Annotated in this window: 26 protein-coding genes; 8 read left to right on the forward strand and 18 right to left on the reverse strand. The window is 68.2% G+C overall.

Annotation, left to right across the window (positions count from 1 at the left end):
- Nucleotides 1-34: 34 nt before the first annotated feature.
- Nucleotides 35-1,339: an ATP-dependent protease ATPase subunit HslU gene (hslU, locus tag AB6A69_RS11510; protein ID WP_371038913.1), complete on the forward strand. Its 1,305-nt coding sequence runs from the start codon at nucleotides 35-37 to the stop codon at nucleotides 1,337-1,339.
- Here the strand turns inward: hslU and pip are convergent.
- Nucleotides 1,327-2,328, reverse strand: a complete 1,002-nt coding sequence (gene pip, locus AB6A69_RS11515) for a prolyl aminopeptidase (RefSeq protein ID WP_371060866.1) — start codon at nucleotides 2,326-2,328, stop codon at nucleotides 1,327-1,329. The two genes, hslU and pip, sit on opposite strands and share 13 nt — an antisense overlap.
- 49 nt (nucleotides 2,329-2,377) lie before the next feature.
- Between pip and ubiG the strand changes: the two genes are divergently transcribed.
- On the forward strand, nucleotides 2,378-3,124 hold the full coding sequence (gene ubiG, locus AB6A69_RS11520; protein ID WP_371060867.1) for a bifunctional 2-polyprenyl-6-hydroxyphenol methylase/3-demethylubiquinol 3-O-methyltransferase UbiG: 747 nt from the start codon (nucleotides 2,378-2,380) through the stop codon (nucleotides 3,122-3,124).
- Between the two features lie 78 nt (nucleotides 3,125-3,202).
- Here ubiG and AB6A69_RS11525 read toward each other — a convergent pair whose 3' ends face one another.
- The 4 genes from AB6A69_RS11525 to AB6A69_RS11540 are packed head-to-tail and all read right to left on the reverse strand — an operon-like array spanning nucleotide 3,203 to nucleotide 5,520.
- Nucleotides 3,203-3,643: a MarR family winged helix-turn-helix transcriptional regulator gene (locus tag AB6A69_RS11525; protein ID WP_371038816.1), complete on the reverse strand. Its 441-nt coding sequence runs from the start codon at nucleotides 3,641-3,643 to the stop codon at nucleotides 3,203-3,205.
- Between the two features lies 1 nt (nucleotide 3,644).
- Nucleotides 3,645-4,475, reverse strand: coding sequence for a carbon-nitrogen hydrolase family protein (locus AB6A69_RS11530; protein WP_371060868.1), 831 nt, complete (start codon nucleotides 4,473-4,475; stop codon nucleotides 3,645-3,647).
- Nucleotides 4,475-4,732 carry a glutaredoxin 3 gene (gene grxC / locus AB6A69_RS11535; RefSeq protein WP_371060869.1) on the reverse strand — a complete coding sequence of 86 codons (258 nt, stop codon included), beginning with the start codon at nucleotides 4,730-4,732 and terminating at the stop codon, nucleotides 4,475-4,477. Before grxC ends, AB6A69_RS11530 begins: the two co-directional genes overlap by 1 nt.
- A 38-nt stretch (nucleotides 4,733-4,770) precedes the next feature.
- A complete protein-coding gene (locus AB6A69_RS11540) occupies nucleotides 4,771-5,520 on the reverse strand; it encodes a ComF family protein (protein WP_371060870.1) in 750 nt (249 codons plus the stop codon).
- Here AB6A69_RS11540 and AB6A69_RS11545 point away from each other — a divergent pair.
- A complete protein-coding gene (locus tag AB6A69_RS11545) occupies nucleotides 5,519-6,340 on the forward strand; it encodes a class I SAM-dependent methyltransferase (protein WP_371060871.1) in 822 nt (273 codons plus the stop codon). The two genes, AB6A69_RS11540 and AB6A69_RS11545, sit on opposite strands and share 2 nt — an antisense overlap.
- A 56-nt stretch (nucleotides 6,341-6,396) precedes the next feature.
- On the forward strand, nucleotides 6,397-7,461 hold the full coding sequence (gene hemH / locus AB6A69_RS11550; RefSeq protein ID WP_371060872.1) for a ferrochelatase: 1,065 nt from the start codon (nucleotides 6,397-6,399) through the stop codon (nucleotides 7,459-7,461).
- A gap of 112 nt (nucleotides 7,462-7,573) precedes the next feature.
- Here hemH and AB6A69_RS11555 read toward each other — a convergent pair whose 3' ends face one another.
- Together AB6A69_RS11555 and AB6A69_RS11560 are read right to left on the reverse strand one after the other, a co-directional pair.
- Entirely contained in the window at nucleotides 7,574-7,759 is a 186-nt protein-coding gene (locus AB6A69_RS11555; protein WP_371038821.1) for a hypothetical protein, read from the reverse strand.
- A 147-nt stretch (nucleotides 7,760-7,906) separates the two neighbouring features.
- On the reverse strand, nucleotides 7,907-8,512 hold the full coding sequence (locus AB6A69_RS11560; RefSeq protein WP_371060873.1) for a L,D-transpeptidase: 606 nt from the start codon (nucleotides 8,510-8,512) through the stop codon (nucleotides 7,907-7,909).
- 170 nt (nucleotides 8,513-8,682) lie between these two features.
- On the opposite strand from AB6A69_RS11560, the gene AB6A69_RS11565 reads away from it, so the two are divergent.
- Nucleotides 8,683-9,228 (forward strand): CAP domain-containing protein, encoded by a 546-nt coding sequence (locus AB6A69_RS11565; protein ID WP_371060874.1) that lies wholly within the window; start codon nucleotides 8,683-8,685, stop codon nucleotides 9,226-9,228.
- A 6-nt stretch (nucleotides 9,229-9,234) separates the two neighbouring features.
- On the opposite strand, the gene AB6A69_RS11570 is transcribed toward AB6A69_RS11565, so the two are convergent.
- The 8 genes from AB6A69_RS11570 to AB6A69_RS11605 form a co-directional block, all read right to left on the reverse strand.
- Nucleotides 9,235-9,789: a murein L,D-transpeptidase family protein gene (locus AB6A69_RS11570; RefSeq protein WP_371060875.1), complete on the reverse strand. Its 555-nt coding sequence runs from the start codon at nucleotides 9,787-9,789 to the stop codon at nucleotides 9,235-9,237.
- Between the two features lie 89 nt (nucleotides 9,790-9,878).
- Nucleotides 9,879-10,658 carry an ion transporter gene (locus tag AB6A69_RS11575; protein WP_371060876.1) on the reverse strand — a complete coding sequence of 260 codons (780 nt, stop codon included), beginning with the start codon at nucleotides 10,656-10,658 and terminating at the stop codon, nucleotides 9,879-9,881.
- Nucleotides 10,659-10,667: 9 nt separating this feature from the next.
- Nucleotides 10,668-11,900 (reverse strand): class I SAM-dependent RNA methyltransferase, encoded by a 1,233-nt coding sequence (locus AB6A69_RS11580; RefSeq protein ID WP_371060877.1) that lies wholly within the window; start codon nucleotides 11,898-11,900, stop codon nucleotides 10,668-10,670.
- Nucleotides 11,901-11,939: 39 nt separating this feature from the next.
- On the reverse strand, nucleotides 11,940-13,775 hold the full coding sequence (locus AB6A69_RS11585; RefSeq protein ID WP_371060878.1) for an ABC transporter ATP-binding protein: 1,836 nt from the start codon (nucleotides 13,773-13,775) through the stop codon (nucleotides 11,940-11,942).
- Complete coding sequence (locus AB6A69_RS11590; protein WP_371060879.1) at nucleotides 13,772-15,610, reverse strand: ABC transporter ATP-binding protein; 1,839 nt, start codon at nucleotides 15,608-15,610, stop codon at nucleotides 13,772-13,774. Before AB6A69_RS11590 ends, AB6A69_RS11585 begins: the two co-directional genes overlap by 4 nt.
- A gap of 72 nt (nucleotides 15,611-15,682) precedes the next feature.
- Nucleotides 15,683-16,843, reverse strand: a complete 1,161-nt coding sequence (locus AB6A69_RS11595; RefSeq protein WP_371060880.1) for a CCA tRNA nucleotidyltransferase — start codon at nucleotides 16,841-16,843, stop codon at nucleotides 15,683-15,685.
- Nucleotides 16,840-17,433: a CoA pyrophosphatase gene (locus AB6A69_RS11600; RefSeq protein WP_371055860.1), complete on the reverse strand. Its 594-nt coding sequence runs from the start codon at nucleotides 17,431-17,433 to the stop codon at nucleotides 16,840-16,842. Before AB6A69_RS11600 ends, AB6A69_RS11595 begins: the two co-directional genes overlap by 4 nt.
- The gene (locus AB6A69_RS11605; protein WP_371055861.1) at nucleotides 17,417-18,415 is read right to left on the reverse strand and encodes an Hsp33 family molecular chaperone HslO; all 999 of its coding nucleotides are present in this window, start codon (nucleotides 18,413-18,415) and stop codon (nucleotides 17,417-17,419) included. Before AB6A69_RS11605 ends, AB6A69_RS11600 begins: the two co-directional genes overlap by 17 nt.
- A gap of 83 nt (nucleotides 18,416-18,498) precedes the next feature.
- On the opposite strand from AB6A69_RS11605, the gene AB6A69_RS11610 reads away from it, so the two are divergent.
- Nucleotides 18,499-18,936, forward strand: a complete 438-nt coding sequence (locus tag AB6A69_RS11610) for an NUDIX domain-containing protein (RefSeq protein WP_371055862.1) — start codon at nucleotides 18,499-18,501, stop codon at nucleotides 18,934-18,936.
- Here AB6A69_RS11610 and AB6A69_RS11615 read toward each other — a convergent pair.
- Entirely contained in the window at nucleotides 18,933-20,204 is a 1,272-nt protein-coding gene (locus tag AB6A69_RS11615) for a PP2C family protein-serine/threonine phosphatase (RefSeq protein WP_371060881.1), read from the reverse strand. The genes AB6A69_RS11610 and AB6A69_RS11615 overlap by 4 nt on opposite strands.
- Before the next feature lie 155 nt (nucleotides 20,205-20,359).
- On the opposite strand from AB6A69_RS11615, the gene AB6A69_RS11620 reads away from it, so the two are divergent.
- Complete coding sequence (locus AB6A69_RS11620) at nucleotides 20,360-20,698, forward strand: Hpt domain-containing protein (RefSeq protein WP_371060882.1); 339 nt, start codon at nucleotides 20,360-20,362, stop codon at nucleotides 20,696-20,698.
- Nucleotides 20,699-20,704: 6 nt separating this feature from the next.
- Here AB6A69_RS11620 and ilvA read toward each other — a convergent pair whose 3' ends face one another.
- Complete coding sequence (ilvA, locus tag AB6A69_RS11625; protein ID WP_371038834.1) at nucleotides 20,705-21,934, reverse strand: threonine ammonia-lyase IlvA; 1,230 nt, start codon at nucleotides 21,932-21,934, stop codon at nucleotides 20,705-20,707.
- Nucleotides 21,935-21,957: 23 nt separating this feature from the next.
- Nucleotides 21,958-23,277, reverse strand: coding sequence for a sodium-dependent transporter (locus tag AB6A69_RS11630; RefSeq protein WP_371060883.1), 1,320 nt, complete (start codon nucleotides 23,275-23,277; stop codon nucleotides 21,958-21,960).
- A gap of 113 nt (nucleotides 23,278-23,390) precedes the next feature.
- Here AB6A69_RS11630 and AB6A69_RS11635 point away from each other — a divergent pair, with 113 nt between their 5' ends.
- Nucleotides 23,391-24,611 (forward strand): argininosuccinate synthase, encoded by a 1,221-nt coding sequence (locus tag AB6A69_RS11635; protein ID WP_371038836.1) that lies wholly within the window; start codon nucleotides 23,391-23,393, stop codon nucleotides 24,609-24,611.
- Nucleotides 24,612-24,650 lie beyond the last annotated feature (39 nt).

The following is a 24,650-nucleotide window of genomic DNA, read 5'->3' on the forward strand; positions in this document are numbered from 1 at the left end:
GCGCCGCCCGCCGCGACCAAAGACGGACCCTGCCATGACCGACCTGACCCCCCGTGAAATCGTCTCGGAACTGGACCGCTTCATCATCGGCCAGGCGGAGGCCAAGCGCGCGGTCTCCGTGGCGCTGCGCAACCGCTGGCGGCGCCGCCAGCTCGGCCCCGACCTTCGGGAAGAGGTCTATCCCAAGAACATCCTCATGATCGGGCCCACCGGCGTCGGCAAGACCGAGATCAGCCGCCGGCTGGCGCGGCTCGCCCGCGCGCCCTTCGTCAAGGTGGAAGCCACGAAGTTCACCGAGGTGGGGTATGTCGGCCGCGACGTGGAGCAGATCGTCCGGGACCTGATGGACGCGGCCATCGCCATGACGCGCGAGCACATGCGCGAGGAGGTCAAGGCCACCGCCCACGCCGCCGCCGAGGACCGGGTGATCGACACGCTCGCCGGCGAGAACGCCCGCGAGGGCACCCGCGAGATGTTCCGCCGCAAGCTCCGCGATGGAGAGCTCGACGACACCGAGATCGAGCTGGACGTGGCCGAAAGCGCCTCGCCCTTTCCCGCCTTCGAGATGCCCGGACAGCCGGGCGCACAGATGGGCGTCAATCTCGGCGACATCTTCGGCAAGGCCTTCGGCGGGCGGACCGTGCGCAAGCGCATGACCGTGGCCGAAAGTTACGAGGTGCTGGTGTCGGAGGAAGCCGACAAGCTTCTCGACGACGAGACCGTGTCCCGCCGCGCCCGCGAGGCGGTAGAGGAGAACGGGATCGTCTTCCTCGACGAGATCGACAAGGTCTGCGCGCGCGCCGAGACCCGCGGCGCGGACGTGAGCCGCGAGGGCGTGCAGCGCGATCTTCTGCCGCTGATCGAGGGTACCACCGTCTCCACCAAGCATGGCCCGGTGAAGACCGATCACATCCTCTTCATCGCGAGCGGCGCCTTCCACATCGCCAAGCCTTCCGACCTGCTGCCGGAACTGCAGGGCCGCCTGCCGATCCGGGTGACGCTGCGCGACCTGACCGAGGGCGATTTCGTGCGCATCCTCACCGAGACCGACAACGCGCTGACCCGGCAATATGCCGCGCTCATGGCGACGGAGCAGGTGGAGGTGACGTTCACCGAGGACGGCATCGCCGCGCTCGCCCGCATCGCCGCCGAGGTCAACCAGAGCGTCGAGAACATCGGCGCGCGGCGGCTCTACACCGTGATGGAGCGTGTCTTCGAGGAGCTTTCCTTCACCGCGCCGGACAGGGCAGGCGACCGGATCACCGTCGACGCCGATTTCGTCGAACGGCACCTGGGCGAGCTGACCCGCCAGAGCGATCTGAGCCGCTACGTGCTCTGACGGCGCGTCGCGGGCCTTTCATCGGCGGCGAGCGAATCCATCACCCTGACCAGCTCGCTGCTGATCCCGGGCTCGGACAGCGCGTGGCCCGCGTTGCGCACCAGGCGCAGGTCGGCCGCCGGCCACGCCTCGGCCAGTTCCCACGCGCGGCGTGGCGGGCAGATCATGTCGTAGCGGCCCTGCACGATATGCGCGCCCACCCGCGAGATCCGGTCGATACGCCGCAGGATCTGTCCGTCCTCATCGAGAAATCCGGCATTGCGGAAATAGTGATTTTCCAGCCGCGCGAAGGCGCGGGCGTAATCGCCGGGCGCCTCTCCGCCGCCGCCGTTGCTGGCGACAGAGGCGAGCGCGTTTTCCCAGGACGTCCAGGCCCGGGCGTATTTCGTCTCTGTCCGGAGATCTCCGCAGAAAAGCCTGCGGTGATAGGCACCGATCATGTCGTCCCGCTCGTCCTCGGGGATCGGCGCGATGAAACGGGCCCATGTCTCCGGCCAGAACAGTCCCGCCCCGCCGCCGTAGAACCAGTCGAGCTCGGCCCGGGTCATCAGGAACACGCCGCGCAGGACGAGGTGGCGCACGCGTTCCGGGTGGCTCTGGGCGTAGACCAGCGCCAGCGTCGCGCCCCAGGATCCGCCGAAAACGATCCACTCCCCGATGCCAAGCGCCTTTCGGATGCGTTCGATGTCGTCCACGAGATGCCATGTCGTGTTGGCCGATACGCTGGCATGGGGGCGCGACCGGCCGCAGCCGCGCTGGTCGAACAGAACGACGCGGTAGCGCGCCGGATCGAAGTAGCGACGCATCGCGGGGCTGCAGCCACCCCCGGGGCCGCCATGCAGAACCACCACCGGGATACCGTTCGGCGCCCCGCATTGCTCGACGTAGATGCTGTGGCCGTCGCCAACCTCCATCATCCGCTGGTCATAGGGATCGATGGGGGGATAAAGATGCGGCGCCGGGCCACTGTTGCCGGAGAACTTGTCCATGAGCGGACTATATTGTTTGACGGGCCCGAATGACCATAGGGAGATCGCCATGCAGCCCGCCCAGAGCACCGTGGATGCCGACGAGGTCGCCAAGTTCGAAGCGATGGCCGCCGAATGGTGGGACCCGGAGGGAAAGTTCAAGCCGCTGCACATGCTCAACCCGTGCCGGCTCGATTACATCACGGGCCAGATCGCCGGAGAGTTCGACCGCGACCTGTCCGCCGAGCGACCCTTCGAGGGGCTTCGGCTTCTGGACATCGGATGCGGCGGCGGCCTCCTGTGCGAGCCGATGGCCCGGCTGGGCGCCGAGGTTGTCGGCGTGGACGCGGCGGCCCGCAACATCCCCGTGGCCGAGGCCCACGCGCGCCAATCCGGTCTCGAGATCGACTATCGCCACGACACCGCGGAGAATCTCGTCGCCGCCGGCGAACGGTTCGACGTCGTACTGAACATGGAGGTGGTGGAGCATGTCGCAGACCCGGCCACCTTTCTCGGCGCCTGTCACGCGCTTCTGCGTCCCGGCGGGCTGATGGTGTGCTCGACGATCAACCGCAACGCGAGAAGTTTCGCCGCAGCGATCGTGGGCGCGGAATACGTCATGCGCTGGCTGCCGAAGGGCACGCATGACTGGAAAAAGTTCATAACGCCCGACGAGCTTTACGAGATGCTGCGCGGGGCGGGCCTGCAGCCGGTGGACCGGAAGGGCTTCGTCTTCAGTCCGCTCACATGGTCCTGGTCGATCTCGGCGCGTGACCTGAGCGTCAACTACGTCACGGCCAGCCTGCGTCCGGCCTGAGGCCGAAATTTTCGGACGAAAATTCCGGCCGGCATCGCAACGGCACTGAAAAATCTTCGGACGAAGATTTTTCCCCGCTCACTCCGACTCGAGCTTCAGCCGAAGCTCGCGCAGGATGGGCAGCACCGCGCGCACCTTCTCCTCGCCAAGTTCGCCCACGAGCTCGGTGATCATGGGTGTGATCGCGGCCAGCGCCGCGTCGCGCGCGCTCCGCCCCGAAGGGCTGATCGTCACCATCTTGCGCCGCGCATCGTCCCAGTCCGGACGGATATGGATGTAGCCGGCGGCCTCCAGCTTTCCCAGCGTGTTGGTCATCGCGCCGCGCGTCACGTGGAAACTTCGGGCGAGTTGCGCCGGGCTCCGCTCGGTTCCGAAGCGCGCGAGGTGGTTGAGTACCGAGAAATGCGAGATCTCCATGCCCCGCGGCAGCACGCGACTCAGCCTGTTCCTCGACAACTGGTCCGCTGTCAGGATCTCGCTGAAAAGCGTCACTGCGAGGGCATGGGTCGCCTTGTCCATGTCAGGGTCCGCCGAACTCCCTGTCGTGGGCAAGGGAGGGCACGCGGGCGCGGGCGCTTTCGACGGCCGCGCGGTCGATCTCGACGAAGCTGAGGCCGGGACGGTCGCCCCCGTCGCAAAGCACCTCGCCCCAGGGCGACACGGCCAGGCTGCGCCCGTGCGTCTTCCGCGCCCGGCCGCGCACGGCCGGGTGTGTGCCGCACTGCGCCGGCGCGAGGACATGGGCGCCACACTCGATCGCGCGCGCCCGGAGAAGAGGTTCCCAATGCGCCGCCCCGGTCACGGGCGAGAAGGCCGAGGGCACGGTCAGGATCTCGGCCCCGGCCTGCGCGAGCGCCCGGTAGAGATAGGGGAAGCGCACGTCGTAACAGATCGTCAGCCCGACGATGCCGAACGGCGTTTCGGCCAGCACGGCCCCGTGCCCCGGGCGGAACCCGTCCGATTCCCGGTAGGTCTCGGTTTCGCTCACATCGACGTCGAACATGTGGATCTTGTCGTAGCGCGCCGCGACCGCGCCCTCCGGCCCGATCAGGTAGGAGCGATTCGCGAACCGGCCCCGCGGATCGTCCGTCTTGATGGCCAGCGACCCGATCAACAGCCAGACGCCCGCGCGCGCCGCCTCGTCGCGCAGGCCCGCGAGCGTCGGATCTCCGGCCTCGAAGCTCAGCACGTCGTTCTGCCGCGTGCGGCTCGTCGACACGCAGTTCGTGACCTCGGGCGTCAGGACGAACCCGGCGCCTTCGGCCGCGGCCTGCCGCAGGAAATCGCGCGCGGTGCGAAGATTCTCCTCCGGCGCGTCGGAGGAGGTCATCTGCACCAGCGCCGCGCGCATCAGGCCGCCAGCATCGCGTCGAGCTTGCCCGCGCGTTCAAGCGCGAGAAGTTCGTCGCAGCCGCCGACATGGGTATCGCCGATGAAGATCTGCGGCACGGTGCGCGCTCCATTGGCCCGCTGGATCATCTCGGCCTTGCGCTGGGGCTCTTCCCAGACATCGATCTCGGCGTAGCTGATGCCCTTCTTCGAAAGAAGGCGTTTTGCCGCGATGCAGAACCCGCAAAGCGGCGAGGTGTAGATTTCCACTGGCTTCATCGGAGCCGACCCTTCGGTTTCAAGCAATCTGTCGAAACTTAAGGGCGGTGGGCGACGCGCGCCAGCGCGAGTACGCAAATCTCGCTTGCGCCGGACGCAAGACAAGCGCGCGCCGCCGCGCTCAGCGTCGCGCCGGTGGTCATCACGTCGTCCACCAGAAGGACCGGCCGACGCTCGATCAGCGGGCGGTGGCGCGGGGCGATGCGAATCGCATCCTCGAGTGTGGCGAAACGCGCCTCGCGGCCCAGCCCGTCGAGAACGGGCGTGCGCCGGGCGCGCAGCAGCAGATCGGGCACGTGAACGAGGCCGAGATCCGAGGCGACCGCCTTTCCAAGAAGTGCGGACTGGTTGAACCGCCTGCGGAAGAGGCGCCGCCAATGGAGCGGCACGGGCGCGACCACCGCGCCGGGGCGCAGGAGCGGCCGGGCCGCCGCGGCGAGCCACCTTGCGGCGGGGCGCACGATCTCGTGCCGGTCTCCGTGCTTCAGCGCAAGCACGAGGCGCCGGCCCGTGCCCTCGTAGAGCAGCGCCGCGCGACCCTGCGCCCAGGGTGGAGGATGCGCCATGCACCCGTCGCAAAGCACCGGTTCCCCCGGATCATCGCCGGGCAGCGGCACGCCGCAGGCGTCGCACACGAGGCCGCCGATGAAGGCGGTCTCGCGCCAGCACTCCGCGCAAAGGCCCCACTCGCTGGCGACCGGATTGCCGCATCCGAGGCACAGCGGCGGGAAGACCAGCCGAAGCGCGGTTTGAATGCGACCCGCCCAGACCATATTATCGACCGACATGGAAACGCTCACGAAGATCACGGATCGCGCGGCGCTGTCCCGCAACCGCGCCCGGGCGCGCAAGCGGCCCGTCACCTTTCTCCACGAGGCGGCGCGCGCCGATCTCGAGGATCGGCTGGCGATGGTTAACAGGGAGTTTACGGCGCCCGCCGTGATAAGCCCGATGCCAGACCTCTGGCAGGGGATCGCGCCCGGCGCGCGTCACGTCGCCCCGGCCGAAACGCTCGAGCTTGCCGAGGGGGCGCACGACCTTGTGATCCACGCCATGGATCTGCATTGGGCCGACGATCCGGTGGGCCAGCTCGTCCAGTGCCGCCGCGCGTTGCGGCCCGACGGTTTCTTCCTGGCCGTTCTTGCCGGCGGGCAGACGCTTCACGAACTGCGCGCGGCCCTCGGCCAGGCCGAGACCGAGGCGACGGGCGGCCTGTCGCCCCGCGTCTTGCCCATGGGCGAAATCCGCGACCTCGGCGCGCTCTTGCAACGCGCGGGGTTCGCATTGCCCGTCGCGGACAGTTTTGCCCTGAAGGCCAGCTATCCCTCCGCGCTCCACCTCATGCGGGAGCTGCGCGCGATGGGGGAGGGCAACGCGCTCGAAGCGCGGCTGCGCCGGCCCACCGGACGAAAGGTGATCCTGCGCGCGGCGGAACTCTATTCCGAGGCCTTCGGAACGTCGGAGGGCCGGGTCACCGCGACCTTCGAACTGGTGGTGCTGACAGGGTGGGCGCCCGCCGCCGATCAGCCTCGACCCCTGCGTCCCGGCAGCGCAAACGCCCGGCTTGCCGACGCGCTTGGCACGACCGAGACCAAACTCCGCGATTGACGCGGCAGGATTTCTCCATATCTCCCCCCGATAACCGCAGAGCAAGGGACACGCCGATGCTGGATGCCGCCAAAGCCGAGACCAGACCCGTTCACGCGCCCGCGGACCACCCGAAGCTGCCCCCGCAACGCGTCGGCGTGCTGATCGCGAATCTCGGGACGCCCGACAATTACGACTACTGGTCGATGCGCCGTTACCTGAACGAGTTCCTGTCCGACCGGCGGGTGATCGATTACGCGCCCTGGAAATGGCAGCCGCTCCTGCAGCTCATCATCCTGACGAAACGTCCCTTCTCGAGCGGCGAGGCCTACAAGTCGATCTGGAACGAGGAAAAGGGCGAAAGCCCGCTGATGACGATCACCAAGGACCAGACCGCCGCGCTCGCCAAGCAGATGAAGGACCGCTACGGCGATCAGGTGATGGTCGATTTCTGCATGCGTTACGGCAACCCGTCGACCCAGTCCAAGGTGGACGCGATGGTCAAGGCCGGCTGCACGCGCATCCTGTTCTTCCCGCTCTACCCGCATTACGCGGGCGCCACGTCGGCCACCGCGAACGACCAGTTCTTCCGCGCCCTGATGAAGCAGAAATGGCAGCCGACCTCGCGGACGGTGGAGCCCTACTTCCAGCACCCGCTCTACATCGAGGCGTTGGCTCAATCCGTCGAACGCGCCTACGCCGACCTCGAGAAGCGCCCCGACATCCTCGTGTGTTCCTACCACGGAATGCCGCAGCGCTACCTGATGGAGGGCGATCCCTATCACTGCCAGTGCCAGAAGACGACGCGCCTTCTGAAGGAGCGGCTCGGCTGGGAGGACAGCGAGATCACCACCACCTTCCAGTCGGTCTTCGGACCGGAGGAGTGGCTACGGCCCTACACGGTTGAGGAGGTGGCGCGCCTCGCCTCCGAAGAAGGCAAGAAAAGGATCGCCGTGATCGCACCTGCGTTTTCCGCCGATTGCATCGAAACGCTGGAAGAGATCAACGAGGAGATCCACGAGAGTTTCGAAGAGGCTGGGGGAAAGGAGTTCACCTATATCCCCTGCCTCAACGACGATCCGGCGCATATCGACGCACTTTCGGCGGTGATCGAGGAGAACCTGAAGGGATGGATGGACTGACTCCGCGGTCCCGCGCCGCGATTATTCCGTCGCGGGATTTCGGCATCGGGTCATGCAAAATGAAAAGGCGGCGCCGTGGCGCCGCCTTTTCTTTCAATGATATGCCGCGAGATCAGTTCGAGGCGGCGGCAGCAGCCACGATCGCCAGCAGGATCAGCGGGATGACCACGCCAGCGCCCGTGGGCTGTTGCGTTTCTTCGACGATGACGACTTCTTCCATCACGGGCTCGTCCATGCCACCGGCGAAGGCGGTGGAAGCAGCGGCAGTGATGGCAGCAGCGAGAGCAAGTTTCTTCATTCTATCCTCCAGATATCAACCTGACGGCCCGGCGACGGCGAGAGCACGGCAGGCACCAAGCATGACCTTGTGGCTTCGTCTAAGCAATTCTGGGCCGGTATTGCAAACCTTACCGAAGCGCGGGCGAAATCGCCGATTTTCATGTGGTCAAATTAGCAACACCTGCGTGCCGACCTTGGAGAATTCGTAAAGCTCTTCGATGTGCTGGTTGTAGAGTCCGATGCACCCGTTGGACGAGCGACGCCCGATCTTGCGCGTGTCATGGGTGCCGTGGATGCGGTAATAGGTCCAGGACAGGTGCAGCGCCCGGGTGCCGAGCGGGTTGTCGGGGCCGGGCGGAACGTAATCCGGCCAATCCGGGTTCCGCTGCTTCATGGACGGCGTCGGCCGCCAGTCAGGCTCGGGATCCTTGAACGTCACGCGGGTACGGCCACGCCGCGTGAGATCCTCGCTCAGCGGCACCGATGTCGGATAAAGACGGTACACGCTTGCATCCTCGGACCAGTAGTGCAGGGCCCGCGACGTGATGTCCACGAGGATCGCGCCGTTCTTGAGGTCGGAGAAGTAGGGCCGCCAGTCGAGTGAACGGAAGCTCGAGATGTTGCGACGCACGCCTTGGGAAATGTCGCCTTCCATCTCGATCGTGCCAGCGCTGTTCACGTCCTGTGCGAGCGCCGGCCCGGCGCCGAGGAACGCGGCGCCACCGGCCAGAAAGGCGCGGCGATCGAAGCCGGGCTTGAATGATTTTACCATGTTGAACTCCGATGATCGGCTTCACGACGACGACAGGTAACATATGTCGGAATTGCCGCAGTCGCAATTCAAACGGGCGTGTTCGCGCCGATCGCGGCCGAACCGGCTTTGAATCCCCGATCCTCCCGCGCTAGACGAATGAAGACCGACAGCTGACGAAGGCAGGTTTCATGGCGCGGATCACCGCCCCGCTCATCGCGTTGCTCATGGCGCTCGCCGCATGTGCGCCGGTTCCCACCGCCGAGCCCCGGCTTGGCCCGGATGGTCAGCCATTGCCGCAAGTCTACCGGATCGGCAATGCCGAGGTGTCCCGGGTCAAGTTCGAGATGCTCGATTCGGTGAACGCGCTGCGCGCGGCGGCCGGTGTCGCTGAGGTCGACTTCGACGAAAGGCTGAACGCGGCCGCGGCGACCCATGCGCGCGACATGTCGGTACAGAACCGCCCGTGGCATTTCGGGTCCGACGGATCGTCGCCGCTCGACCGGGTGCGGCGCGTCGGATACGAAGGCCGGTTCCTGGGCGAAACGATCTCGGAGACGTACGAGACCGAGCTTCAGACCCTCGCCGCCTGGATGGAGCAACCCGACACCCGCGACATCATCCTCGATCCGCGGGCCCGCGAAATGGGCTTCGCCTGGTTCCAGGAACCGAGCGGCAAGATCTGGTGGACCCTCGTGATGGGCGGCGGGAGCGCCGCGGAGTTTCCGCAAAGCTGAGGCAGCTTACCGCGGGGCGGCAACCGGTCCGGACATGGCGGACATCGTCACCGGCACGGGCTTGCGCGGATAGATGCTGATCCGGGTCCCGTTCTTCACCATCGCGTAGATATCCTCCATCTCACGGTCGGTCACGGCGATGCATCCCGCCGTCCAGTCCCGGGTGCCGTCCCGGTATTCCGGCGGCCGCCCGTGAATGAAGATATCGCCGCCCGGATCGACGCCCGCCTCCGACGCGGCCATCTTCTCGTGCGGCTCGGGATAGGAGATCCCGATCGAGAGGTGGAACTGGCTGTTGGGGTTGCGCCGGTCGATGAAGTAATCGCCCTCGGGCGTGCGGCCGTCGCCCCTGCGCTGCTTGTGGCCCACCGGCTCGAATCCGAGCCCGATGTCGAAATCGCGCAGCACCGTGTCGTGATGCATGAGATACATCCGCCGCTCCTCCTTGAAGACGAGGATGCGGGTCACTTCCGGCCCGTCATAGGTTCGGAACTTGCCGGCGCAGCCCGAAAGCCCGAGCGCCAGCGCCAGCATGAGAAAGACGCGAAGAAAGCCTGCCATCACTGTCCCCGGATCCGGGTTGTCGTTGGCACGCTTATAAACCCGAACAGGGCCCGCGGCGTAGCGATTTTCTCACCGCGTCTTCGTTTTCACTGCCGATCGTCGTCGGAAAGCCGCTCCTCTATGCGGCGCAGCCGGTCGAGCACCTCGTCGCGGTAGGCGTCGGTGCGCAGGCCCTCCTCCTCGTGGTGCGCGTCCTGCATCGAGTTCACGATCAGGCCGACCAGCAGGTTCACCACCGCGAAGGTCGTCACCAGGATGAAGGGCACGAAGAACGCCCAGGCCTGGGGATAGACATCCATCACCGGGCGCACGATGCCCATGGACCAGCTTTCGAGCGTCATGATCTGGAACAGCGAATAGGCCGAGTCGCCCAGCGTGCCGAACCACTGCGGGAAGGCGTCGCCGAAGAGCTTCGTCGCCATCACCGAGCCGATGTAGAAGACGAGCGCCATCAGCAGGAACACGCTGCCCATGCCGGGGATCGCGCGCACGAAGCCCTCGACCACGCGGCGCAGGCGGGGCGCAACGGAAATCACGCGCAGCACCCGCAGGATCCGCAGCGCCCGCAGCACCGACAGGCCCTCGCCGGCGGGCACGAGCGCGATGCCGACGATCGTGAAGTCGAACACGTTCCAGCCGCTGCGGAAGAAGCGCCCGCCATGGGCGACAAGCTTCAGCCCGATCTCGACCGTGAAGACCGCAAGGCACAGCCTGTCGACGGCGATGAGCCAGGACCCCGCCGCCGCCATCGCCGTGTCCGAGGTCTCGAGGCCCAGGACGACGGCGTTGAGCACGATGACCCCGATCACCGTGTTCGAAACCCAGGGTTGCGCGAGCCAGTCCGCCAGCCTTTGCCGAAACGCCATCCGCCCCTCCTATTCGCCGCGCCCGATATGGGGCGCCTCGAATCCGGCCACAAGCTCCACGTGCGAGGACCAGCGGAACTGGTCCACGACCCTCACCGGGCCCATGCGGTAGCCCGCCGCGACGAGCGTGGCCGCGTCGCGCGCGAAGGTGGCCGGGTTGCACGACAGGTGGGCGACGCGCGCAACCCGCGCGGCGGCGAGCTCGGCCATCTGCGCGGCGGCACCCGCCCGCGGCGGATCGATCACCACGCCGTCGAATTCCGCCAGTTCGGGCCCGAGAAGCGGGTCGCGGAACAGGTCGCGCGGCTCGGTCGTCACGCGCTTCAGTCCATGGGCGCCCCGCCAGCCGGCGTCGAGCGCCGCAAGCATCGCCGCGTCGGCCTCGACCGCGTGGACCTCCGCGCCCTCGGCGAGCGGCAGCGCGAAGGTGCCGCAGCCCGCGAAAAGGTCGGCGACCCGTCGTGCCGGCGCGAGGATCGCCCGGACCGCGGCGAGAAGCGCGGCCTCGCCGTCCTCGGTCGCCTGCAGGAAGGCGCCGGGCGGCGGGACGACACGGGCGCGGCCCATCCGCAGAACCGGCGGCCGCGCCATCGCGATCACCTCGTCCTCCCAGGTGAGCCGGGCGAGGCGATGCGCGTGCACGATATCGGCGAGCGCGGCGCGCATCGGGCCATCGGCCGGTTTGCCGCCCCGTGCCGCCACGTCGAGACCGGCCTCGGTCCGCGTGACCGTGACGCCGAGCTCGCCCTTGCGCGACGCGCCCAGCCGGGCGAGGGCCTCGGCCAGTGGCAGCGCGGGCAGCAGATCGGGATGCACCACCCGGCAGTCGGGCACGGCGACGATCTCGTCCGAGCGTTTCGCGTGGAATCCGGCAAGCGCCCCCTTCTTCCTTCGCGTGGCCGAGAAGGCCGCGCGCCGCCGGGAGGCTGGCGGCGAGGTTTCCACCGAGGCGATCCTGGCCTCCAGCCCGTGGCGCGCGAGGGCCTCGCGCACGGTATCGCCCTTCCAGCGGGCGACAAGCGCGTCGCTGGCGTGCTGAAGCTGACAGCCCCCGCAACGGCGGGCATGCGGGCAGGGCGGCGTCACCCGATCCGGAGAAGGCTCCAGGATACGCGGACCGGCAAGCGCGCCGTCCGCCTCGTCTCCCTCGACGAGTTCACCGGGCAGGGCGCCCGGCACGACGAGCCCACCCCCGAGCCCGTCGCCAAGCCGCCCGAGCCGTTCTATCCTGACCTGTCGCATGCGGGCCGGAATAGCGCCCACGCCCCGGCGCTTCAAATGCTATTCGGCCGCTTCGCGGGTCGAGATGAAGCCGCCCGACTGCCGCTCCCAGTAGCGCGCGTAAAGGCCGCCGCGCGCAAGAAGCTCTTCGTGGTGGCCCTGCTCGGCGATGCGGCCGTCATGCAGGACCACGATCCGGTCCATGCTTGAAAGGGTCGAAAGCCGGTGCGCGATGGCGAGCACGGTCTTGCCTTCCATCACCCGCTCGAGCGCGGTCTGGATCGAGGCCTCCACCTCGGAGTCGAGCGCCGAGGTGGCCTCGTCCAGCACCAGGATCGGGGCGTCCTTGAGGATCGCGCGTGCAAGCGCGATGCGCTGCCGCTGACCGCCCGAAAGCTTCACGCCGCGCTCGCCCAGATGCGCCTCGTAGCCTTCGCGGCCCATGTGATCCCGCATGCCTTGGATGAAGCCGTGCGCCTCGGCGCGTTCCGCCGCCGCCACGATCTCGGCCTCGGTGGCGTCGGGCCGGCCGTAGCGGATGTTGTCCCGGGCGGAGCGGTTGAACATCGCCGTTTCCTGCGTGACCATCGAGATCTGCCGGCGCAAGCTTTCCTGGGTGACGTCGCGCAGGTCCGTCCCGTCGATCAGGATGCGGCCCGATTCGGGGTCGTAAAGGCGGAGCAGCACCGCCACCAGCGTGGATTTCCCCGCGCCCGAGGCGCCGACGATGCCAAGTTTCTCGCCCGGCTTCACTTCGAAGGACACATGCTCGATGCCGCCGGTACGGCGGCCGTAGGCGAAACTCACGTCGTCGAACGTGATCCGCCCCTCGCCCACGACAAGCGGCACGGCGTCCGGCGCGTCCTCCAGCCGGTCGGGCGGTGTCAGGGTGCGGATGCCGTCCTCCACCTCGCCCACGTTCGAGTAGATGGCCATCAGCGGGAAGCTCACCCAGCCGGTCATCTGCGCGATGCGGATGGACACGGTGCCGGCGGCGGCTATGTCGCCTGCGGTGGCTGCCCCCGTCTGCCAGCTCAGGAGCGCCATGCCCACCATCAGCACCGGCAGAAGCCCCGCCAGTGTCATCAGCGCGAAGCGGAATGCGGCGGAAAGCTTGCCGAAGCCCAGCGCCTTTTCGCGGAAATGCTGCATCGCGTTCAGCGCCGCGCGGTCCTCGTGATCGTCATGGGCGAAAAGCTTCACCGTCTTGATGTTGGTGATGGTGTCCACCACCTGCCCCGAAATGTGGGCCCTTGCCGCGGCGCGGGCGGCCGAGCGCTTTCGGATGCGCGGCAGGAAGAAGCGGATCAGCGCGAAGTAGCCCACCAGCCAGACCCCGAAGACGGCCGCCATCCGCATGTCGATCGAGCCGAGCAGGATCACCGAGCCCAGCAGCGAGGCGAGCGCGAAGGCCACCACGTTGATGACCTCGGACGCCACGTCCGTGACGGCCCGCGCCGTCTGCATCTGCTTCTGCGCAAGACGCCCCGCGAAATCGTTGTCGAAGAAGGTGACCGACTGGCCCAGCCCCCAGCGATGCAGCCGCGACAGCACGAGAGGCATGACATTGGGCTGCACGAGGATCGAGTTCGACGCCGCGGAGAGGCCGAAGAAGAGCGGACGCGCCACGAGGAAGAAGACCAGCGCGCCGGCGATCAGCACCATGCTTTCGGGCGCGAAGACACCCTCGGGCCCGCTTGCCTGCGCGTGATCGATGACCGCGCCCAGCACGAAGGCCGTCCCGGCCTCCATCGCGCCCGCGAGCGCCGAGAAGAGCGTGGCGAGGATGAGCGCGGGCCAGGCGCCCGAGACGCACCAGCCGAAGAAGGCGGCGAGCGTGCGCGGCGGCGGCCCCTCGGCGGGGCGGAACGCGTCGATCAGCCGGTCGGTCTTCATTCTGCGGCCTCCGGATCGAGGAAGCCGCCCGATTGCCGCTCCCAGAATCCGGCATATAGCCCGCCTTTGCGCAGAAGCATGTCGTGCGGCCCGTCCTCGACGATGCGGCCGCCGTCCAGCACGAGAATCCGGTCCATGTGCGCGATCGTGGACAGGCGATGGGCGATGGCGATCACCGTCTTGCCCTCCATCATGCCGTAAAGCGTGGACTGGATCGCCGCCTCCACTTCGGAATCGAGCGCGCTCGTCGCCTCGTCGAGCACCAGGATCGGCGCGTCCTTCAGGATCACCCGGGCGAGCGCGATGCGCTGGCGCTGCCCGCCCGAAAGCTTCACGCCGCGTTCGCCCACCCGGGCGTCATAGCCGCGCCGCCCCTCCGCGTCCCGAAGATCGAGGATGAAGTCATGTGCCTCGGCCTGTTTCGCCGCGGCGATCATCTCCGCCTCGGTCGCTTCCGGCCGACCGTAAAGGATGTTCTCCCTCACCGAGCGGTGCAGCAGCGCGCTGTCCTGCTGCACCATGCCGATCTGCCGGCGCAGGCTTTCCTGCGTGACCTGCGCGATATCCTGCCCGTCAATCAGGATGCGCCCCTCCTCGATGTCGTAGAACCGCAAGAGCAGTTTCACGAGGGTGGACTTGCCGGCACCCGAGCGCCCGATGAGGCCGATCTTCTCGCCCGGCCGGATCGTCAGGCTCACCCCGTCGAGCCCGCCATGCCCCCGCCCATAATGATGCGTGAGGCGCTCGATCTCGATCCGCCCCGCGGTGACGGCGAGCGCCCGGGCGTCCGGCGCATCCGCCAGCGTCACCGGCTGCGCGATGGTCTCCATCCCCTCCTTCACCACGCCGAGCTGGCGGAAGAGCGTGGTCAGCGCCCACATGATCCAGCCGGTCATGGCGTTGAGCCGCAGCGTGAGCGCCGTCGCCGCCGCCACCGCGCCCACCGTGGCCGCCCCCTGCATCCACAGCACGACGGCCCAGCCCACCACGCCCACGATCAGGAACCCGTTCAGCAGCACGAGCGCGATGTCCATGATGGTGTAAAGCCGCATCTCGGCGGCGAAGGTCTGGCGCGTTCGCTCGATCGCCTCCTTCGCGTAGTCGAGTTCGCGGTCGTGATGGGCGAACATCTTCACGGAGTGGATGTTGGTGTAGCTGTCCACGATGCGCCCCGTCACCGCGCTGCGCGCGTCCGCCGCGGCCTGGCTTGCCGGGCCCACGCGCCGGATCGTCCAGGCCATGAGCCAGCCGTAGAGCGCGAACCACGCGAGAAGCGGCAGCATGAGACGCGGGTCGGCCCCGGCAAGCAGCACCGCCGCCCCCAGCAGGTAGGCCAGCGCGAAGGTGATCGCGTCGAACACCTGAAAGATCGCCTCGCCCGCGGCGGGCGGCGTCTGCACCACGCGGTTGGCGATGCGCCCGGCGAAATCGTTCTCGAACCAGCCCACCGACTGGCGTAGCACCTGCGCGTGCGCGCGCCACCGGATGAGCGTGCCGAAATTCGGCATGATCGCGTTGTTGAGCACCAGCACGTCGAGCGCCTGGATCGCCGGGCGCAGCAGGAGGATGAAGGCCGCCAGCCCGATCAGCTGCCAGCCGTGATCCGCCCAGACCTGCGCGGGATCGCCCGCGAGGATGTCGACGATCCAGCCCATCGCCCAGATCAGCCCCACCTCCACCGCCGCGACGGCGACGGACAGAAGCGCGGCCCACTGGAACACGCGGCGGAAGGGCTGGGCGTAGTCCTTGAGGAACGCGTAAAGCGTCTGCGGCGGCAGGTCCGTCGGCGGATAGGCCACGTAGGGATCGACCAGGTTTTCGAAGCGTCGGAACACCGGGGGGCCTCTTGTGCGGAATCGGGACGGAGTGTCGGCGATCTGTCCCGGAAAGGCCACCGGGGGCCGGGTTCAGTCGAGCAGCGCCTCCCGCGGCAGCGTGAAGCCCGAAGCGATCCAGCGCCGCTCCAGATCGGCCAACCGCTCGCCGAGGGCCTGTCCCTCGTGGTCGGGCATGAGATCGCGCGCCTTGACCGGAAAGGTCTGCGCCGCGCCATGGGCGGCGGCCGCGAAATCCTCGTCGCCGGGAAGTTCGCCCAGCGCGGCCCCCCTCAGAAGCAGCGCGTCCCGCGCCGCGTCCTCGCCGTGGCGATAGCCGATCTCACCGGGTCCCTGCCCGTTTCCAACGAGCGACCGAAGGAGGCCGAGGCGGCGCATCTCGGCCCTGGAGAGCCGAAGCGCGCGCCCCTCCTCCTCGCCCGCGCCAAGGCAGGCGAGGCGCCGGATCGGATCGGGCGCGACCCCCGCGACCTCCTCGAGCGCGACGAGCGGCGCGAGGTCGCGCGCCGTGGCGCCGGGCAGCAGCCGGATCAGTACGCCCACCCGCTCCATCACGGCGACAGCAGGCGCGGGGTCCGGCGCCGACAGAAGCTTCTTCAGCTCCGCGCCGACCCGCTCGCGCGACAGTTCGTCGAGGCCCCCCCGGGTTTCCGCGATGGCCGACAGCGCGGCCGGGTCGAAGCCCGCCACGGGATCGCCGTACCACGCCGTGAAGCGGAAAAAGCGCAGGATGCGCAGGTAATCCTCGCGGATCCGCGTTTCCGCATCGCCCACGAAGCGCAAGTGGCGGGCCTCGAGATCGGTCAGCCCCGTGCCGAGCGGATCCACCACCGTGCCGTCCGGCAGCGCGTAAAGCGCGTTCATCGTGAAGTCGCGGCGCGCCGCATCCTCGCGGATGTCGTCCGAATAGGCGACCACGGCGTGGCGCCCGAAGGTCTCGACATCGCGGCGAAAGGTGGTGATCTCGTAGCCCTCGCCCTCCGACACCACGGTGACGGTGCCATGGTCGATCCCCGTCGGCACGGCCTTGAGGCCCGCCGCCGAGGCGAGTTCGATCACGCGTTCGGGCCGCGCCTCCGTCGTCACGTCGATGTCGGTGACCGGCGCGCCCAGAAGCGCGTTGCGCACGCAGCCCCCCACGAAGAGCGCCCGGTGCCCGCCCCGAGTGAGCATGGCGCAAACGGCCTGCGTGCCCGGCCGCGCGATCCAGTCGCCCTCGATCCGCGCGCTCATGGGGTGAGCCGATCCGAAAGGTTGCGAAGAATGCGGGCGGTGGCGCCCCAGATGTAATAGGGTCCCCACGGCACGGTGAGATAGTTCCGCCACTGTCCCCGCCAGCGCCTGGCCTGCATGGTATAGTTGCCAGGATCCGCGAGGTGCGACAGCGGCACGGCGAACACCTCTTCCACCTCGCCGGGCTCGGCCACGGGAGAGAAGGCCCGGCGTACCTGCGCGAGCACCGGGGTCACCGTGAACCCCGTCACCGTTTCGTGGCATGGCATCGTGCCGAGCACCTCGAGCCCGTCGCGCGGCAAGCCGATCTCCTCTTCCGCCTCGCGCAGCGCGGCGCTCACCGGATCGGCGTCGCCCTCGTCCTGCTTCCCGCCGGGAAAGGCGATCTGACCCGGGTGATGCTTGAGCGCCGAGGACCGCTTCGTCAGCCAGACTTCGCCCGCGCCGCCGATGGCCACGAGCACGCCCGCCGGGCGAAGCTTGCGGCCCCCGGCGGGCCGGTAGCCCGGGTTCAGATCGAAATCCGAGCTCGGATCACCCGGGCGCGAGAGCGCGGCGCGCAGGGCGTCGGCATCAATCGGACGTGTCATCGCCCGTCTCGGCCTCGAAACCCACGGTGGCCGGATCGAGGACATAATGCGCGCCGCAGAACTGGCAGTCGGCGGTCACCGTGCCCTCCTCGGTGGTCATCTTCTCGATATCGCGCGCCGAGTAGATCGAGAGGGCGCGGCGCACGCGATCCTCCGAACAGGTGCAGCCGAAGCGCACCGGCTGCGTCTCGAAGACGCGCGGCGTCTCCTCATGGAACAGGCGCACCAGGAGGTCGGTGGGCGGCAGTGCCGGGCCGATCAGCTCCATGTCCTCCACCGTGTCGAGAAGAAGGTTCACGCGGTTCCAGTTCTCCTCGTCCTCGCCGTGCACGATGTCCCGCGCCTCGAGAAGCCCGCCCTCGCCCGAGCCGCCCTCGCTGCCCGCGGTGGCGGAGACCCGGGGCATGTGCTGAAGCATGATGCCGCCCGCACGCCAACGCTCCGCCATGCCGGGCTCGGTCGACCGGCCGAAGCTCAGCGCGAAGCGGGTTGGAAGCTGTTCGGACTGGGCAAAGTAGGTTTCCGCGCAGGCGCACAGGGAGTTCCCGGAAATCGGCGTGATTCCCTGGTAGGGCGCCATGCCCTCGCCCTGGTCGATGAGAATGGCGAAGTAGCCGTCGCCCAGCTGGTCGAACGCGTCGCCGTCGGTCAGCCGCTCGCGGTCGAACTTCGCGTAGGCGCGGATCATCGCCGGTTCGCCTTCTTCCGAGGGCGCGTAGAAATCCGTCGCGATCATCCGCACGGCCCCCTTGGACTGCACCTGGAGCGACAGCTTCCAGCGCAGCTTGATCGACTGCCCGATCAGCGCCGTCAGCAAGGCCATTTCGGCGACCAGCGCCTCGACCTGGGGCGGGTAGTCGTGCTGCTTCAGGACACCCTCGAGCACCCCGTCGAGCCGGGCCACGCGGCCCCGCGTGTCGGATTTGTCGAGCTGGAACGGCAACACGGTGTCGTCCCAGGCGATCTTGCTACCTAGGGTCATTCAGTATCCTTGCGGCGTGGAGTTTCGCATACCGCCACGATATAGGCATGGCAAGAAATGCGCCAATAGGACGAAACCCGGCCATGATCCCTCGCTATGGCTCTCCTCCCGCGCGCGATCGCCGCCACGTCCTGCGTCCGGGGGTTTATGCCCTGCTGCCGAAAAAGGGCCAGGTTCTGGTCACCCGTCAGGCGTGGCCCGAGCCCGAGCTTCAGCTGCCCGGCGGCGGGATCGACCCGGGCGAATCGCCTCTCGTCGCGCTGCACCGCGAGGTATGGGAAGAGACGGGCTGGATCATCTCCACACCGCGCCGCCTGGGCGCATTTCGCCGCTTCGCCTACATGCCGGAATACGACCTCTGGGCCGAAAAGCTCTGCACGATCTACGTCGCCCGCCCGGTGCGCGCACTGGGCGCGCCGCCCGAGCCGGGCCATACGGCGGTCTGGCTTCGGCGGAACGAGGCGTGGCGAAAGCTCGGGAATGCGGGCGACCGCCGATTCGCCGCCCGCTTTCTGCGCTAGCCGTCAAGCTCGAGCAGCACCGCCGACACGTCGTCGGCCACGTCCACGCCGTCGGGCATGGCCCGCAAGAGCCGCTCGTAAAGCGCGTCGAGAAACGCGGACCCCCGCGCGCCCGAACCCGCCACCTCGGTCGCGAGGGCGATCAGACCGTCGTCGCCGAGCATGCCCCCGCCCGCCAGCCGGCATTCCGTCACGCCGTCGGAGCAGACCAGCAGGCGGTCCTCGCGGCCGAGCCGCGCCTCCACCCGCTCGAAACGGGCCTCGCCGACGAGACCCACGGGCAGACCGCCCGCGCCCAGCATCTCGCAGGTGCCGGACGCGCGCAGGATCAGCGGATTCGGGTGCCCGGCCTGGACGAGCCTGACCGCCCCGTCCCGCGTGTCGACCGTGGCGTAAAGCATCGTGAAATACTGTTCGATACCGGCGTCGGCGAGAAGACGGTCGTTCAGGGCCGACGCGACCTCCTCCGGCGGGCGCAGGACGAAGGAGGAACCGGGACCCCGTTCCATGGCAAGGTTCTGGTCGGGAAAATTCGCGCTGAGGTAGCCCGCGACGCGCGCGGTCATCAGGGCGGAGGTTATGCCGTGGCCCGACACGTCGATCGCGTAAAGGCCCAAAAGCCCCTGGCCGGGGGTGAATGCGCCGACGAGGTCGCCCCCCACATGGCCGCATGGCCTGAGAAGCACGCTCACGGACGCGCGTCCGAAGCGCTGGTCCCGCGCCGGCACGAGTGCCTGCTGGATGCGGCGCGCCTGGCGCAGATCCTCTTCGATGGCGTCGTGGGCGGACCGAAGCGCCGAGAGCGTCTCCGAGATGAGACGGTTCTTTTCCTCCAGCTCCCGCTGCATGGCGATCATCCGGTCGCCCGCGCTGATTCGCGCGCGCAATTCCTCCGGATCGACCGGCTTCGTCAGGAAGTCGTCCGCGCCCGCGTCGAGCCCCTCCGCCACCTCGCATTTTTCGCGCTTCGACGTGAGAAGGATGAAATAGTTCGAGCCGTTGCCGAGCAGCGCGTGGAACGCACGGCAAAAGGCCAGCCCCGACATGCCCGGCATCATCCAGTCGCTGAGCACGAGATCGGGCGGCTGCGTCTCGCAGAGCGCCAGCGCCTCCATGCCGCTGCCGGCCTCGCGAACGCGAAATCCCCAGCGTGAGAGCAACGCGCGGAGGATCCGCCGCTGAAAGCGGCTGTCGTCGACGATGAGCACGTCCCGGATCGCGCCGCCCGGCGCGTCGACCGCAACGGCGCTATCGGCCGATACCTGCATCGTTCTTGCCGCCCTAGTTCCCGCGTGTTCCGGCACCGTCTCCGAGATATGCTAAGAACCCGTGAATCCGCGCGGTATCCCCTGTGGGCGATAACCGTCGCTTAACGCCGCGGTGGCACGGTTCGCCGATGGGGGTGCAGAACGGGGAACGCAGCATGAGCCAGACGCCCATCATCGACTGGACGCGGGTGGCCGAGCTTAGGGAGGAGGTCGGGCCGGAGGATTTCGAGGAGGTGGTCGCGGTCTTCTTCGAGGAGACCGGCGCCGCCGTCGCCGCCCTTTCCGCCGCACCCGCCGGCGAGATCCGGATGCAGCTTCATTTCCTCAAGGGCAGCGCGCGCAACCTGGGCTTCGCGGAGATGGCGCGGCTTTGCGAGGCGGGCGAGCGCATGGCCGCTCGCGGAGAGGCCGTGCCGGTCGATCGCATCCTGGCCTCCTACGATGCCGCCCGCGCCACGTTCGGCGCGGAGGTCGGCGACAGGCTCGCGGCCTGAGCCCCGTCAGATCAGGAACTGCGCCAGGATCTCGTCATCGGTGATGTCCTGGTAGGCCAGACCGGCGGCATCGAGCTTGCCGAAAAGCGCGGGGAAATTCGCCGCGTCGGTCGTTTCGATCCCGATCAGCACGGAGCCGAAGTTCCGCGCCGACTTCTTGAGATACTCGAAGCGCGCGATGTCGTCCTCCGGCCCGAGATAGCCGAGGAACTCCTTCAGCGCGCCGGGACGCTGCGGCAGGCGAAGGATGAAGTATTTCTTGATGCCCGAATAGCGCTGCGCGCGTTCCTTGACCTCGGGCAGGCGCTCGAAGTCGAAGTTGCCGCCCGACGTCACGCAGACCACCCGCCGCCCCCGGATCACCTCAGCCAGGGCGGGCAGCACGTCCACCGAAAGCGCGCCCGCGGGTTCCAGCACGATCCCTTCGACGTTCAGCATCTCCAGAATGGTGGCACAGATCCGGTCCTCCGGCGCGGACAGAACGTCCGCCGGATCCACGTCCGACAGGCGCGCGAAGGTCCGCTCGCCCACCATCGCCACCGCCGCGCCGTCCACGAAGGTGTCCACCCGGTCGAGCTTCACCGGTTCGCCCGCCTTGAGCGCCGCGAAAAGCGAGCGCGCGCCACGGGGTTCCACGAAACTCATCGGGACGGCGGGGCCGAACCAGCTGCGCACTCCGGCGGACAGCCCGCCGCCGCCCACAGCCAGCACGATCCGGTCCGGCGCGGCGCCGAGTTGCGCCTCGATCTCGACCGCGACGCTGGCCTGGCCCTCGATCACGTCCTCGTCGTCGAAAGGCGACAGGAACTGTGCGCCCGTCTCGGCGCAGTAGCGCTTGGCGGCCGACAGCGTGTCGTCGACGTAATCGCCCACCAGCCGGATCTCGACCGCCTCGCCCCCGAACATGCGGGTCTTCTGGATTTTCTGCTGCGGCGTCGTCACGGGCATGAAGATCACGCCGCGCGCCCCGAAATGGCGGCACATGTAGGCCACGCCCTGCGCGTGGTTGCCCGCGCTGGCGCAGGCGAAGAGACGTCCCTGCCCCAGCCGCTTGCGCATGGCGTTGAACGCGCCGCGCAGCTTGTAGGATCGCACGGGGCTGAGGTCCTCGCGTTTCAGCCAGATCTCGGCGCCGAAGCGCTCGGACAGGTGCGCGTTCAGCGTCAGCGGCGTCGGCTCGAAGACGTCGCGCATGGCGCGCTCGGCGGCGCTGGCCGCCTCGCGGAAATCGGACATGGCTCGCCTCCCTCGCCCGGTTGCTACCCGGCGCGCAGATACCAGAGCCAGAGCGCCACCGCCAGAAACGGCAGGCTGCGCCCGGCGAACAGAATGCGCAAGGCCCACCAGCCGGTCTTGGCGCCCATTGCGTAGACGATTCGCGGCGCCGGCAGCATCCAGCACAGCAGCGTGGTCCCGATCACGCCCGAGGCGAGGACGACGTTCGTGCCCCCGAACCTGTCGAGGAAATCGAGCACCGGCATTCCCCAGAGCGTCAGCGCGAGCGGCGAATAGCTCAGCGCCGAGGGAAGGCCCAGCACGATCATCGCCGCCACGGTCAGCGCCACCGCATGACTGTTGCGCAGGCTCAGTTCCTCGGCCAGCGCGGCGACGATGACCTTCAGACCGGCAAGGCAGGACGAGAACGCCGCGAAAAAGAACAGCAGGAAGAACGCCGTCGCCAGGTAGACGCCCCCGGCCAGACCGTCGAAGACCCGCGGCAGCGTCGTGAAGGCGAGGTCGCTGCCGGTATCGGGCGCCAGCCCCTCGCTGAAGACGAAGGGAAAGATCATCCAGCCCGCCAGGAGCGCGACCCCCGTCTCGGTCGCCGTCACGATCAGCGCGGCCCGCGGGACATGGGTCTTGCGCGGGATGTAGCTGCCATAGGTCACGAGATAACCCTGCCCGATGGCGAGCGTGTAGAAGGCCTGGCCCGCCGCGAAGGCCCAGAGCTCGGGCCGCGCCAGGGCGGCCGGCTCCCACCGCAGAAGGAAATCCGCCGCCGGGCCCCAGCCCTCGGTGGTGGCGGCGAAGCCCACGAGGCCGGCGATCATGAGCGCCAGCACCGGCATCAGCAGCTTCGACAACGCCTCGATGGCGCGGACGCCGCGCAAGAGCACCAGGCCGCACAGCGCGGTGACGGCGAGAAAATACCAGACGGAGCCGTAACCGGCGGTGAAATCACGGAAAAGCGTGATCTCCTGCCGAAGCGCGTTGACGGCATAGCCCATCGTCCATCCCGTGATGACGAGGTAGTAGCTGGACACGACCACAGTCAGCGCGACCACGAACCAGCCATAGGGCCGCCCGAGCCGCGTCAGGCCGGCGAAGGTGGTCACCACGCTGCCGTGCTGCAGACGGCCCGCCGCGACCTCCAGCATCATGATCGGCACCGCGAGCCCGAAGAGCACCACCAGATAGGCGAGGATGAAGGCGCCGCCGCCGTTCTCGCCCACCATGTAGGGAAAGCGCCAGAGATTGCCCAGACCCACCGCCGCGGCGGCCATGGAGAAGACGAAGGCGGGTTCGGACGACCACTGCGCGCGCACCTCCGGGCGCAGGTGCTTGGCGGGCGGATCCACCTGAATGTCCTCCCCGTTCGCGCCTGGCTGCCGGCTATCGGTCAAACCCTTGCCCCCCTTCCGGAAACTCAATACCTAGCGGCGACTGCCGAAGATTTCGAAGGGTTCCCATAATGGACGCGCCGAAGAAAGTCGTGCTGGCCTATTCCGGCGGCCTCGACACCTCGATCATCCTCAAGTGGCTTCAAAGCGAATACCGCTGCGAGGTCGTGACCTTCACCGCCGACCTCGGCCAGGGCGAAGAGCTCGAGCCCGCGCGCCAGAAGGCGGAGATGATGGGGGCCTCGGCCGTCTACATCGAGGATCTGCGCGAGGAGTTCGTGCGCGACTTCGTCTTCCCGATGTTCCGGGCGAACGCCGTCTACGAGGGGCTCTACCTGCTCGGCACCTCCATCGCGCGGCCCCTGATCTCCAAGCGGCTGGTCGAGATCGCGGCCCGCGAGGGCGCCGACGCCGTGGCCCATGGCGCGACCGGCAAGGGCAACGACCAGGTGCGTTTCGAACTTTCGGCCTATGCGCTCGACCCCGACATCAAGGTCATCGCGCCATGGCGCGAATGGGACCTCACCTCGCGCACGAAGCTCATCGAATGGGCCGAGGCGCACCAGATCCCGATCGCCAGGGACAAGCGGGGCGAAGCGCCCTTCAGCGTGGACGCGAACCTTCTGCACACCTCCTCCGAGGGAAAGGTGCTGGAAGACCCGGCACAGGATGCGCCCGACTACGTCTATCAGCGCACCGTGCATCCCGAGGACGCGCCGGACCGGCCGGAATACGTCGATATCGGCTTCGAGAAGGGCGATGCGGTCAGCGTGAACGGCGACTGGCTGTCGCCGGCCGCGCTGCTGACGCGGCTGAACGAGCTCGGCGGCAAGCACGGGATCGGCCGCCTCGACCTCGTCGAGGGGCGTTTCGTCGGCATGAAATCCCGCGGCATCTACGAGACGCCGGGCGGCACGCTCTTGCTGGAAGCGCACCGCGGGATCGAGCAGATCACGCTCGATCGCGGGGCGGCGCACCTGAAGGACGAGCTGATGCCGCGCTATGCGGAGCTCATCTACAACGGCTTCTGGTTCTCGCCCGAGCGCGAGATGCTTCAGGCCGCGATAGACAGAAGCCAGGAGCACGTGACCGGCACGGTGCGGCTCAAGCTCTACAAGGGGCTCGCGCGCACGGTCGGCCGCTGGTCGGACCATTCGCTTTATTCCGAGGCGCATGTCACCTTCGAGGACGATGCCGGCGCCTACGACCAGGCCGACGCGAAGGGCTTCATCCAGCTCAACGCGCTCCGGCTGAAGCTGCTGGCCTCGCGGCGCAAGCGCCTGGGATCCTGAGCTTCCGCGCGCTCCGGCCCTGCGGGGCCGGCTGGGTCC

Origin of the sequence: Rhodosalinus sp. 5P4 (assembly GCF_041365695.1) — a bacterium.
GTDB lineage: Bacteria > Pseudomonadota > Alphaproteobacteria > Rhodobacterales > Rhodobacteraceae > Rhodosalinus.